The sequence below is a fragment of the Kibdelosporangium aridum genome, assembly GCF_900176515.1.
GTDB classification, from domain to species: Bacteria; Actinomycetota; Actinomycetes; order Mycobacteriales; family Pseudonocardiaceae; genus Kibdelosporangium; species Kibdelosporangium aridum.
Map to the genome: position 1 here is coordinate 1,024,642 of NZ_FWXV01000001.1, position 12,272 is coordinate 1,036,913.

Here is a 12,272-nt window from a genome sequence, read left to right on the forward strand (position 1 = left end):
TACATCAGGTGTTCTGGTGCTCGTTCGGCTCGCGCTGCGTGTCCTGGCGCCGCCAACGCATGGCGAACTCCATCCCGAGAAACACCACCAGCCCTCCGGCGAGCCCTGGACCTATCCACCCACCGACCAGGTAGTTGACCAACGCCGCCACGGCCACGCAACCCGCGAGGATCAGGAGGCGCACGGGGGTCAGCCGCGGGATTCGCCTGGAAGCCATTCTTCTCCTTCTTCTCCGATCTCAGATTAGCGCTTCCACCAGAGCCAGCGTTTCCAGCTCTTGCTTCGCGCGTTCCAGTGCTTGCCGCGGTAGAACAAGGGCTTGCGGTAGGCGACCCTGCCGTTGTTGCGCAGTCCGTGCCGGGTGGGTTTCGCCTGGTTCGCCCCTATCCTGGCGCGGGCAGGTGAGATCGCGCCGCCGGCGGCGCCCAGTGCGGTGGTGCGGATCGCCGCGCCCCAGTTCCAGTTCGACGTCCCGGCGTTCTGAGCCGAGTACCCGGCGAAGGCGGCGACACCGCCGACGATCGCTCCGCAGATCACGCTGACGCCACAAGCAATCGCGCCCGCGGCCCCGCCGACCCACGCACCGACGGTCGCGATCGTCCGCCAGTTGTTCTTCGTCCAGTTCCACGCGGGTTGCACAACGTTGCGGTTGACCCAGGTCACGGCACGTGTCGCCTGCCGTTTGACCCAGTTGCAGAAGCCCCACAGGCATCGCCCGTCAAGGTCGGTGTTGTTGATCGGGTCGGCGCTGGTGTAGTCGTAGTCGTTGGCTGATCCGCCTTCAACCGGATCCATGGACAGGAACCGGCCGAGGATCGGACTGTACGGTCGCGCACCCATCTGGACCAGTGCCAGCGAACCCGCGTGTTCGTACGGGCGCTGGTGCTGGCCGAGCCAGCCGTTGTCGAACTGGCCGGGCTGGTTGTCCGGCACAGCATCGGGGTCCACGACACCGTTTGCCCGCAACGGCTCACCGAATGGCGTGTACGTGCGCAGCTCACCGACCTGCTTGCCCACGTTGTCCGTTGTCAGGCAGATGTCGCCACGTACCGTCGGGTGGTCCCAGCTGCCCTGGCTGCCGTTGGCGTTGTACAACACCCCACCCGGCAACGAGATGCTGCGGTTGAGCAGCCGCTTGTCCGGTCCCAGTACCAGGTCCGCGGAGTCGTTGTCGCTTGTGGATGCGAAGAGGATGTCCGTCATGGTGTCGCCCTCTGCCGCGAACCGGCGGACGATCCGGCCGGTGACATCCCTGGTGTAACTGATGTACGCCGGGTCGGATCCGGTGACACGGACGAACGTGTTGCGGTCCATGCCATCCCAGCCGAGCGTGGTGACCGCATCGCCGGAGGTGAACTCCGTGGTGTTGCCGCGCGCGTCGTACTTGAAGCCGGTCACCGCGTTGGCGCCGACCGTCGTCAGCAGACGGTCCGCGTTGTCGTAGCAGTAGCCGGTTTCCGCCGTACCACTGGCGGTCTGGTCGAGCAGCCGGATCCGGTTGGTGTTGCTGCCCGCGTTGGGCACCGTGCCGGTCGGGCACGCGGCCGGAGAGGCGGAGGTGAAGTCGTAGGTGTAGTGGTGTCCGGCCACCCACGCTTCGGTCAGCCTGCCCGCGGCGTCGTATACGTAGTTCGGCGCGTTGGGTCGTGCGTCGACTCCGCCGAGCTGCTCGTCAACGATCGTGCCGGTTCTCGTCCGGCTGACCGCCGAGATGACTTCCGTGCCATCACTGGTCTTCCACTTCAGCGACGTGGTCCGCCCGGCCGCGTCCTTACCGACGCCGCTCAGCGACGAGCCGTTGGCGTAGGTCACGGTCGCCAGTTCGCCTGCCGCGTCATAAGTCGAGGTGGCAAGCACCGTGTCACCGAGCTTGGTGGTCAGCAGACGGCCGGCGTCGTCGTAGGACGGCGTGGTGATCTGCGGGGAATCACTCGAGTTCGGCGGGATGACCTTCTCGGACGACACCCGTCCCACTTGGTCGTACGTGGTTTCCGTGCGGGTGCCATGCACATCGGTGTAGGCGATGGTGCGGCCCATCAGGTCCACAGTGGTCGTCACGGTACCGGCGTTGTCCGTTGTGGACGTGGTGAGCGGGTCGCCACCGACCGCGTAGTCGTAGCGGATCTTGCGTTCCGCCGACGTGGCGCTGGCGGGAACAGTCTGCTCGAGCACTCGGTCACGGGCGTCGTAGGTCGTGCACGTCCAGGCACCGGACGTGGACTTGGCGATGAGCCTGCCTGAGGCGTCGTAGACCTGCTCGTCGACTCTGGCCGGCCCGGACGCGGGTGCGGCCGAGGTGGTGAGCTTGGCCATGCCGCCCTGGTTGACCGCGGGGCTGCCCGCGACACAGGGGTTCGCCCTGGTCTCGGTGTCCCCGTAGAACGAGTACGTTGTCCGCGCACCGTTGGGCATGGACTTGCTTGTGGTGCGTAGGTAGCCCGTGCCCACCGGCTCGTACGTCGAACCGCTGGTCAGCCGTAGTCCGCCCGGATCGGTGACAGTGCTTGTGGCCTGCCCGAACGCCGGGTCAAGGCCATCGTTGTACTTGGTCGAGGCGACCTGGTTCGGCAGCCCGTCGGACTCCGGCACCACAGACGACGTGGAGAGCCCGTAGCCCGGCCGCAATTGGTTGCCTGGGACTACTTCCTGTGTTCCGCTGGGAGTCGTCCAGTGCAGTTCCAGTTGTGCGGTGAGGTCGAACTCGTAGTAGTCGATCCGGATGTTCTTGATCGACCCGGCAGCGTCGCTGCGCACGGTTCCCTGTCGCCACACCGGTGTGGTGTTGCGCCAGTCGTCGATGACGATCTGGTCGTTGACCCACACGCGCACACCATCATCGGCCAGGACACGCAACGTGTAGTCGCCCGCCTGGGGGAAGACGATCTCGCCGGTGGCGCGCAAGGAGAAGTGGTCGGCGGGGATGTCGGTGGCCGGCGCGGTGCTGTTCCAGTTCTTGACCAGCCTGCCGTCCGCCTCACCGATCCCGGTGCTGAACACCTTGGGCGCGCCCGTGAGTGTGCGGTTGTCGTAATAGGACACCGACAAGCCGTTGAGGCCTTCGTCGTACTTCGTCTGTGTGGTCGGTACAGTTGCCGCGCACGCGGCAGTCGGTACCTGACCGTTGAAGCAGGACGCCGGTGCCGGGCCGTACTCCTCGATTTCGCGTCCGGCGTAGTCGTAGACCGAAGTCGAGACCCGTCCGGCCGTGTCGGTGGACGTCAGCTTCTGGTCCTTGGCGTTCCACGTCTGGCTGCTGGTCTTGCCCGTCGCGTCGGTCGTGGTCAGCAACCGGTCGGCGTCGTCGTACGTGACCTTGGTGCTGAACCCGATCGCTGGGGAGAGCCCAGCGGTGTCGACGAACGTCTGCCGGTTCGCAGGGTCGTACCGGTAAGTCCGCCATGACCGCGGTTTGCCGATGGCGGGGATAGCCGACATGGCCGTGGTGGCCTTGGGTTTGGTGCTCGTCGTGTCGTAGAGGACGGCGCTGGTCACCTCGCCCTCGTGCGGACGGCGAGCAGCTGGATCGGCGGCGACCCAGTCGTTGCCTCGCGCGTCCCGTGTGGCCTGTAGCAGACCACGGTCGTTGTAACCGAAGTCGGTGATCTCCGAGCCCGGGTCCTCGATCCGGATCAGCTTGCCCTGCGCGTACCAGAGCCGCGTTTCCGTGCCGTCCCAGTAGGCGATGCGGCACAGCATCTGCGACGGTGCCAACGAGTCGGCGCCTGACGGGGGAGTGGTTCCGCCATAGCAGTTGTCGTTGGCACGGTTGTAGTGCAGGACGTGCGAGCGGGCGGACACCGGGTCCTTGATCTCCCGCAGCCGCGACGGGACTCCGTCGTAGACGTTGCGCAGTGTCGCGGCCTTGCGGGAGTCCACCACGCTGGTCTGTGACTCCAGCTTGCCGTCGGCGCGGAAGGAGAACACCTCCGAGCCTTCGGTCAGCGTGACCCGGCCACCGGAATCCAGGCCCAGAACCGCGGTTTCGCCCTCGGGCGGGGTGTAGCCGCCGGTGCTCTTCTTGGTCCACGTGTGCTTGGCACCGCTGGTGTCGGTCAGCACGATGTTCTGGTCGGTGACCTTGGCCTCGGTGTACGAGCTGCCGTCACCGTCCAAGTCCGACGACATGGTCCAGCCCTGCGGCAACGTCGGCAGGTCCGCCGAGTACAGCCAGTCCGCAGGGACGATCTGCGACGGCACCGTCGATCCGTCGGACGTACGGACGAACAGCCGCATCTGCGCGTTGTGGGTCTTCTCGGCCAGTTCGACCTTGATCGGCACGCGCTGACCGGCGGTCAGGTTCACCGCGGTCGACTGGGTCCAGTTGACGTCACTGGGAGTGGTCACGTCGTAGACCTTGGCGTTGTTGATCCACACCACCGCGCCGTCGTCGTGCGCACCCGCGAACTGGTAGCTGCCGGTCACCGGAGCCTGGAAGAAACCTTCCCAGCGCACCACGAACCAGTCTGCCGCGAGCGCGGGCGCGAACGGTGAGTTCACGTCCCAGTTGACGTTGACCTGCGGCTCGGTGCGCACCAGCACTGGCTGTTGTGCGTCGTTGATGATCCCGTTGTGCGACAGGTCGACGAAGTAGGACGTCTTGAGTCCCTTGGGATCGGTCTGCTGGGAGTTGTAGGTGAACGTCAGACCCGAGTCACCGGCCACGGTGTTGAACGTCGGCGAGGTGAACTGGGTGGTGACGTTGCCGTTGGCGAGGTTGATCGCGAAGGGGCCCATCGTGTCCGACGGCGCTGGCCCGCGGTCACCGATGCGCTGGTCCACCTTGACATGGCCGATCCATGGCGGGGTGGTCGTGGTGATGCCGCTGTAGGTCATCGCCTGCCACGTATAGGCCACGCCGTCTTGCAGCACGCCCGCCGGGACTGTCCATGTCGGAGTGGACAGACAGCCGGACTCGACCACGACGCCGGACTTCGCATCCGGGCCGGTCGCGACGCGGAAGCAGTACTTGACCGGGTCGCCGTCCGGATCGGACACCGGGTTGACCGCGAGCGTCGGTGTCAGTGACGTGGTCACGGTGTTGTCGGCCGGGGCGGCCAGCACGGCCGCCGGTGGGGCCGATCCGGTGTCCACGCTCAGAGTGGCGTTGAGGTTCTTGTAGGTCCACGTGCCTGGCACCTCGCTGCCGACCAGCATGAAGTAGGACGCCTGCCGGGTGTCCACCACGTGCCGCAAGAAACCGGTCAACTCCGGTGAGGAGAAGCTGCCGACGTCACCAACCAAAGCACCGGCCAGGCGTGCGCCCAACCCGTTGATGTTCAACGCCGACGCATGGTACAGCGTGGTGTCCCACGTCTTGACCGACCCGACCACGCTTGTGTTGCGGGTGACGTCGACGCGGGCGCCGACCACGGTCTTGCCGTACAGCGACGCGTAGTCGAACCGTAGTGCGGTCCGGTTGTAGGAGTCGCCCGAGCTTTGGCTGTTGCCGATCCGCAGGCCACAGTTGTCACATGTGTAGCCGTCGGAACGGTAGGTCTGCGAGGACAGCACGCCGAAGGAGAACGTCGGGTCGACCCGCACCGGATAGACGCGCTTGGGGTCGCGCAGCCAGGCCTCGTCCACCGACACGGTCAGCGTCCACTGTGCACCGTCGCGCTCCAGGCCGTAGCGGCCGCCGGTCATCGCGGGCGGGCGCTCGGCGTCCCCAGTGGAGTCCCATGTCTCGATGGGTGGCATGACCAGCTTCACAGTGCCGGTCTCGTCGGTCAGCTTGACGGTGCCGTCCGAGCCGAGGCTCGGCGTCAGTCCTTGGGTGGCCAGCCGGAACCGCCAGGAAGATTTCCCTTGCTGGGGCGGCTTTTTCAGGACGATCGTCTCTTTGACCGAACCCGGCGTGATCTCGTAGTCCAGGTCGGTGTCCGGCAGGACGTTCTCGTAGACCGCCTTGTTGCCGTTCACCTTCGCCGGGCTTGGCGCGGCCTGGTGCAGGCCGAGCGAGGCCTCTTTGCCATCCACGGCAACGGAGACGACTTCGGGATCGTCGGCCTTCTCGGCGACCGTCGGCGACATACCCTGCGCCTTGGCCGTGATCCGGCCCGCGGCGGGCGCCAGCGTGGTGTCCACTGGACGCCAGCCACCCTTGCCGTCCGGCACGTTCAACGGTACCGACGACTGCCGGATCGTATGTGTGCCATCGGGATTGAGGAAGTCCTCTGTGAACATCGACCGCGATACGAGCTTGGACCGCTGCGGGTCGAAGCGGCTGGCCTGTTCACCCGACCTGGTGGACAGCGGAGTGAAGTCCGCTGTGGATATGGCGGCAGGAGCCGGCGCGGCCTGAGCGGAGCTTGGCAACGTCGGCAGGTCGCGCGGATCGATCCGCTTGACCGTGTTCACCACCGGTGGTGCGGCTGTCGCCGGCGCTTCCACCAGGCTCACACCAAGAACAGCGACTAACGAAGTGGCCACCGCCCGCGCTGTGCGCAGGCCGAATGGCCGGACCACTCTGTGGTCCGACATGGAGAACCCCCTGCGGGTCAACTATGAGCGTGCCCAGTCTCACGCCAACCCAGACAACGACGAGTGCAGCGTCGCATGTGCGTGGGGGTTCAGGTAAGCGGCCAATTGGGCTAGCCGCACGGTGTTCCGGGATGGCGTGGGCGCAAATAGGACACAAGAGCATCCGAAGGGCGCTGGACTGGACACTATGGACTTTGCTAGCGCAGGCGGAAGACCGGGAAGCCGGGAGCGATCTCACGCAGGCGCTCGTCGCTCGACTCCGCGGTGACGTCATCGAAGAACCGGCCGACCTCCCACGCCCACTTCTTCAAGTAGAGCCGGAGGATCTCGGGCTTCTCGTCGTCCGGCACTTCGACGGCCTCGAACGCCTCGACCTTGCGGCCGAGCCGCAGTTCGCCGCCGCCGGCCGCCCGCATGTTGCGAACCCACTGAGTATGGCCACGGGGTGCGACAAGGTAACGCTCGCCGTTGTACGTCAACGGGTTCACCGGCACCGTTCGCCATTCGCCGCTCTTGCGCCCGCGCACGGCCAGGATCCGGCTGCCCGCCAGGCTGATCCCCAGGCCGGTCAGGAACTTGGCGATCGGGTTGAAGATCTTGTCGGCGGCGTTCGGCTTGATGTTGCGGGTCATCTCGGCTCCAAAGTGTGAGCAGTGCTCTCTGTTGAGATCAGTGAACACGGATCGCGCCCTCAAGTCAAGAGCAGTGCTCTCGGATTTGTGCAGTGCTCTACACTGAGGGCATGAACGCTGGGAGGACCGCGCGAGACCGCGCCAGGGCCGAGCTGACGCAGGAGATCAAAAACGAGGCGCGCAGGCAGCTGGCCGTCGACGGGGCGCAGAAGTTGTCGTTGCGGTCGGTCGCGCGTGCGCTGGGCATGGTCTCGTCGGCGATCTACCGGTACTTCCCGAGCCGGGACGATCTGCTGACGGCGTTGATCATCGATGCGTACAACGCAGTCGGTGACGCGGCGGAGCAAGCGGCCGTGGGGGAGACGCCCCGGGAGAAGTGGATAGCGGTGTATCACGCGGTTCGCGAGTGGGCGCGCGCGAATCCGCATGAGTACGCCCTGATCTACGGCTCGCCCATCCCGGGATACCAGGCGCCGCAGGACACGGTCGTCGCCGCGGCCCGTGCTCCCTTGGCGCTGCTGGGCATTCTGGGTGAGGGCGAGCTGAAGCCCGCGTTCGCCGGGCCTCCGTTGCCGAAGGGCTTGGCAGCCCAATTGGACGCGCGTGAGTTCGCGCGGGAGTTGTCGTCCGAGACGGTGAACCGGGCCATCGTGGCGTGGAGCCAGCTGTTCGGAATGCTCACCTTCGAGCTGTTCGGCCAGTTCGTGGGCAGTGTCGACCCGGCCGACGAGTTCTTCGCGCACGCGGCCGAGCAGATGGCGGACTTTGTCGGACTGACTAGGAATGTCAGTAACAGGTGACTTCTTGACGTTTCCTTAACTTCACAACTTTGTGAAGCTCGTGTAGTCGTTGAACCATGACCACCGAAAGCATTCCGGGCCTGCCGACCCAGCGCCCGAATCCGCTTGACCCGCCTGCCGAGATCGGTTCGCTGCGAGCCACCGACTCGATGGTGCGGATGACGTTTCCTGACGGTCACCTCGGCTGGCTCGCGACCGGGCACCACGCGGTCCGCTCCGTGCTGGCCAGCCCGGCGTTCAGCAACCGGGTCGAGCTGACCCACCCGGTGATCCCGGCGAAACGGCTGACCGGCCAGTCCCTCAAGGACTTCCCGATGCCACCGGGCATGTTCAACCGGATGGACGACCCCGAGCACGGCCGGATCCGCCGGATGCTCACCGGCCAGTTCACCGTGCGGCGGATGAAGCTGCTCGAACCACGGATCGAGCAGATCGTCGACGAACACCTCGACGCGATCATCAGCGCCGGACCGCCGGTCGACCTGGTGCCCGCGTACACACTGCCGATCCCGTCGCTGGTGATCTGCGAACTGCTGGGCGTGGCCTACGAGCGGCGCGAGCAGTTCCAAGGCGACGCTTCGACGCTGCTGAATCTGGAATCCGGCGCCGAGGAGGCGACGGCCGCCTGGGTGTCGATCCAGAAACTGCTCAGCGACGTGATCAACGAAAAGCGGTCCGCGCCCGCGGACGATCTGCTCAGCGGACTGATCGCGGAAGACGAACTGACCCACGAAGAACTGGTCACCATCGGGATGGTGCTGCTCATCGCCGGGCATGAGACGACCGCGAACATGCTCGCCCTTGGCACATACACGATCCTGCAGCAACCCGGCCGAGCCGAAGCACTGCTCGCCGACCCGGTCGCGGCCGTCGAGGAACTGCTGCGCTACCTTTCGATCATCCATTTCGGACCGGTACGGACTGCGCTCGAGGACGTGGAGATCGACGGGCACCAGATCAAGGCGGGCGAGGCGGTCGCGATGTCCGTCCCGGGCGCCAACCGGGACCCCGAGAAGTTCCACGACCCCGACGAACTGGACCTGACCAGGAACGCCCAAGGACACCTGGCGTTCGGCCACGGTATCCACCAGTGCCTCGGCCAGCAGCTGGCGCGCATCGAGATGCGGATCGGCTTCGCGGCGCTGCTGCGCCGGTTGCCGACGCTGAGGCTGGCAGGCGAGGTGCGTTTCCGTGACAGGATGACCATCTACGGCCTGTTCAACCTGCCGGTGACGTGGGACGACTGAAGAGAAGTTCACGGATTTCATCAGGGCACTGGCGTGATGATGTACGTCGCTGCGGGGGTGCAGACCGAGCGACGCAGGAAGCGTTTGTCGCAGGCCTGCACCTCCACGATGTATCTGGCTCTCGGATCGACACCGTCTATTGTGTACTCACTGCCCGCTGCTTCGACGCTGGTCGGCACGATTTGGCTGGGCACTCGCCAGCTGACGTTGAAGGCGTCGGCGATTTCCCAGTGCCAGGCGAGGTGGATGTTCGTGCCGTTGCGTTCGGCACGGACCAGGCAGGGGCGGTCGTGCGTTGTGCACGGGCCGCCCGCGACCTGTTTCTGTTGATAGTCCTTTCCTGGTACGGCGATGGATTGCCCACCCGCCGTCTTCACAATGTGGCCCCGCTGAAAGTTCACGTACATAGTCGATCCATCGAGCATCGGGACTTCCGTTGGCTCACCCAGCACTTTCCAATGCGTTTGCCAGACGTCGAACAAGTCGTGCGGTACGAGGAACTCCCCGACGATCGACGTGATGGCGAAGACGCCCGTGGTCGTGTGTTGGAACGGCTCACCGCCAGCGGTCACACCGCCCGGCCCGACGGGACATCCGAGGTTGCCGGACTTGCCCTCGTGCTTGATCCACGCGGCCCGGACATCGGGGTGTTCCGGCTCGAATGGGCAGCCGAACACTGCCTCATGGTTCACCTGGACGGTATGGACGATGACCGCGACGGATGTTGCCATCGCGGCGAAAGCCACCACTGACAACACGATTGGCACCCAACGCGGGTTTGCGCGCGGGTTGCCTTCCGCGGGCTCGACGCGGTTGATCAGACGTGCGGTGCGCATCTGCCGCCGCGCCCAGAGAACCGCCAGCGGCGCGACCGTCAGCACAGCGATACTGATCGCGTAGTCGGCTTGGAACTCCACGGCCACGCCTGTCGTCGCGGCCACCCCACCAACGGCGAAACCGCTGATCACCACAGCTCTGACGATTCGCCACCACCACGGTGAGTCCAGCATCTGGCCCGCCCAGAGCCTGGCCTCGGTCCAGACATCCGGATCCGGGTGTGCTCGGCCGGTCGCGGCCAGGTGGATCACTTCCCGGCGCCGCCGGAAGCCCAGCTGCCACCAAGCGACCTGCGTGCCGACGATTTCGGCGAGACTACGTTCGGTGGCGGGCCCTCGGCCGAGTGTAGGCTCATGGATCGGGGGAAGGGGTGGCCATTTCGACACGGGAGCATCCGGCGCCGATGCTGCTCGTTCTGGTGTTCCGCTGGTGCGCGTTCGCGTGGATGGCGATCGTCGCCGCCATCGGCGGCCAGGTTCGTGAACAGGCAGCCGCGGTCGCCGTTGCCGCTTTGGTCGCCACACTGGGCTGGACAGTGTGGCTCACGCTCGCTGCGGTGCGTAGATCAGGCCTGGCGCTTGCGATAGATCTCGCGTTGGCCGTCGGACTCGTCGTCGCTGGCGGTTTTTTCCATCCAGCACAGCATGTTCTGACGAACCATCCGTCGGTGACCGGTGCCTATCCGATGGCGGCCGTGGCGGCATGGGCAGTGGTGCGGCGAGTCAGCGGTGGTCTGCTCGCGGGGGCGGTTGTCGCTGCCGCGTTACCATTCGCGTACGCGTTGAACCGGGCGCCATTGGCTGAGTTGTCGTTCTCTCAGTCACTGACGATGACCGCGTCGGGTCTGTCCTATGTGCTAGTCGGTGCGGCCGTGGGCACAGCGTCGCGTCAGTTCCACCGGTTGGCGCAAGCGTTGGCACGCAGCAGTTCCGAGGCCGCCCGGCTGGCCGAGCGAGATGAACTGGCCGCACGGATTCACGACGACATGTTGCAGCACTTGGCTTTGCTCCAACGCAAGGGTATGGATCTCGCTGCGCGGGGCGACGTGCGTCCAGGGGAGTTGCGTGCGTTGATGGCCGAGGTCCGGGCACAGGAGAAAGCGTTGCGTGACATGGTGGTTTCCGGCACGATGGTCGCACCGCACGGCTCGGCCTGCCTCACGGCGGCCTTGGAGAAACTGCCTGGTACGTATGGGGATCTGGCCGTCCAGGTCCTGGCAAGCGGGTCGGTCGTCCTGCCGGACAACGTGGTCGACGAGATCATTGCGGCGGTCAAAGAGGCATTGACCAACGTGGTGAAGCACGCACAAGCCACGCAGGCATGGGTTTCGGTGCTCGAAGAGGACTCAGGTCTCACTGTGTTCGTGCGCGACAACGGTATCGGATTCACGTTTTCCGAAGAGAAGGTCCGTGCGGCCGGGCGACTGGGACTGTTGTTGAGCGTACGGGCCAGGATCGAGCGGATCGGTGGCACGGTCGCGATCAACGGCCGGCCAGGGCGCGGGACCGAGATCGAACTGCGGCTGCCCGGTTAGGTGCCCGATCGGGGTGTCCACGTTCATGATCACCCCGGCAAGCTGGGGACATGCGGGTTCTCATCGTCGACGATCATCCGTTGACCAGGGACGGTGTCCGGGCGGGCTTGGCAGATGGCCGAACCACGGTTCTCCAGGCGGGCGACACTGCTTCCGCGTTCCGCTCGCTGGACCACGACCGACCACACGTGCTCATCGCGGATCTGCGACTTGGTGACGAGGACGGCGTGGAGTTCATCCAGAAAGTCGTGCAGGGCTTTCCTGCCGTACGCATCCTCGTGGTGTCCCAGGCTTCGATGAGCGAGGTCGTCCGGGCGATCCGCTCCGGTGCGCACGGATACGTCAGCAAGTCCGCGCCGACGGCGGAACTCCAGCGCGCGGTCGCGGCCGTGGTGCAGGGACCTGTTGTGCCGCCAGAGCTGGCTGTGCAGCTGGTTACCGAGTTCCAGCAACGGCCAGGGTTGACGCCACGCGAGCGTGAGGTATTACGGGCGCTCGCACGTGGTTACGACAACCGGGAAATCGGCTGCGAACTGGAGATCTCCGTTCGTACGGTGAACCGGCACCTGGAGTCCATCAGGGACAAGCTCGGCACCCGGCGCCGCTCGGAGCTGATCCGCATCGCCCGCGCACACCACACTGGGTAAGAACACCCACGGGCGGCTGCGTTTTATTGGGCATTTTCAGACCAGGTGTCATTCGCGAACATTGGTCCCGAAGGTTCGTTTCGTTGACGAATAGG

General features: G+C 65.6%; 8 protein-coding genes. 4 read left to right on the top strand and 4 right to left on the bottom strand.

All coding sequences use genetic code 11. The features are described 5' to 3' along the window. Window positions 1-4: 4 nt before the first annotated feature. From B9C43_RS04270 to B9C43_RS04280, 3 genes are all read right to left on the bottom strand, one after another. Window positions 5-217, bottom strand: coding sequence for a hypothetical protein (locus B9C43_RS04270; RefSeq protein WP_084424716.1), 213 nt, complete (start codon window positions 215-217; stop codon window positions 5-7). A 26-nt stretch (window positions 218-243) separates the two neighbouring features. Continuing rightward, complete coding sequence (locus B9C43_RS04275; protein ID WP_084424717.1) at window positions 244-6,480, bottom strand: PA14 domain-containing protein; 6,237 nt, start codon at window positions 6,478-6,480, stop codon at window positions 244-246. Window positions 6,481-6,677: 197 nt separating this feature from the next. Then, a complete protein-coding gene (locus tag B9C43_RS04280; protein WP_084424719.1) occupies window positions 6,678-7,112 on the bottom strand; it encodes a nitroreductase family deazaflavin-dependent oxidoreductase in 435 nt (144 codons plus the stop codon). Window positions 7,113-7,222: 110 nt separating this feature from the next. On the opposite strand from B9C43_RS04280, the gene B9C43_RS04285 reads away from it, so the two are divergent. Further along, the gene (locus tag B9C43_RS04285; protein WP_084424721.1) at window positions 7,223-7,912 is read left to right on the top strand and encodes a TetR/AcrR family transcriptional regulator; all 690 of its coding nucleotides are present in this window, start codon (window positions 7,223-7,225) and stop codon (window positions 7,910-7,912) included. A 56-nt stretch (window positions 7,913-7,968) separates the two neighbouring features. Beyond that, a complete protein-coding gene (locus B9C43_RS04290) occupies window positions 7,969-9,159 on the top strand; it encodes a cytochrome P450 (RefSeq protein WP_084424723.1) in 1,191 nt (396 codons plus the stop codon). A 20-nt stretch (window positions 9,160-9,179) separates the two neighbouring features. On the opposite strand, the gene B9C43_RS04295 is transcribed toward B9C43_RS04290, so the two are convergent. Next, window positions 9,180-10,247, bottom strand: coding sequence for an LGFP repeat-containing protein (locus tag B9C43_RS04295; protein WP_084424725.1), 1,068 nt, complete (start codon window positions 10,245-10,247; stop codon window positions 9,180-9,182). Between the two features lie 119 nt (window positions 10,248-10,366). Between B9C43_RS04295 and B9C43_RS04300 the strand changes: the two genes are divergently transcribed. Together B9C43_RS04300 and B9C43_RS04305 are read left to right on the top strand one after the other, a co-directional pair. Continuing rightward, the gene (locus B9C43_RS04300; protein WP_084424727.1) at window positions 10,367-11,530 is read left to right on the top strand and encodes a sensor histidine kinase; all 1,164 of its coding nucleotides are present in this window, start codon (window positions 10,367-10,369) and stop codon (window positions 11,528-11,530) included. Between the two features lie 50 nt (window positions 11,531-11,580). Continuing rightward, window positions 11,581-12,177 carry a response regulator transcription factor gene (locus B9C43_RS04305; RefSeq protein ID WP_084424728.1) on the top strand — a complete coding sequence of 199 codons (597 nt, stop codon included), beginning with the start codon at window positions 11,581-11,583 and terminating at the stop codon, window positions 12,175-12,177. Window positions 12,178-12,272: the final 95 nt, after the last annotated feature.

Excerpts from the sequence above, each read along its gene's own strand:
- B9C43_RS04280 (WP_084424719.1), bottom strand. The coding sequence starts at position 7,112 with ATGACCCGCAACATCAAGCCGAACGCCGCCGACAAGATCTTCAACCCG.
- B9C43_RS04285 (WP_084424721.1), top strand. The coding sequence starts at position 7,223 with ATGAACGCTGGGAGGACCGCGCGAGACCGCGCCAGGGCCGAGCTGACG.
- B9C43_RS04305 (WP_084424728.1), top strand. The coding sequence starts at position 11,581 with ATGCGGGTTCTCATCGTCGACGATCATCCGTTGACCAGGGACGGTGTC.
- B9C43_RS04290 (WP_084424723.1), top strand. The coding sequence starts at position 7,969 with ATGACCACCGAAAGCATTCCGGGCCTGCCGACCCAGCGCCCGAATCCG.
- B9C43_RS04270 (WP_084424716.1), bottom strand. The coding sequence starts at position 217 with ATGGCTTCCAGGCGAATCCCGCGGCTGACCCCCGTGCGCCTCCTGATC.
- B9C43_RS04275 (WP_084424717.1), bottom strand. The coding sequence starts at position 6,480 with ATGTCGGACCACAGAGTGGTCCGGCCATTCGGCCTGCGCACAGCGCGG.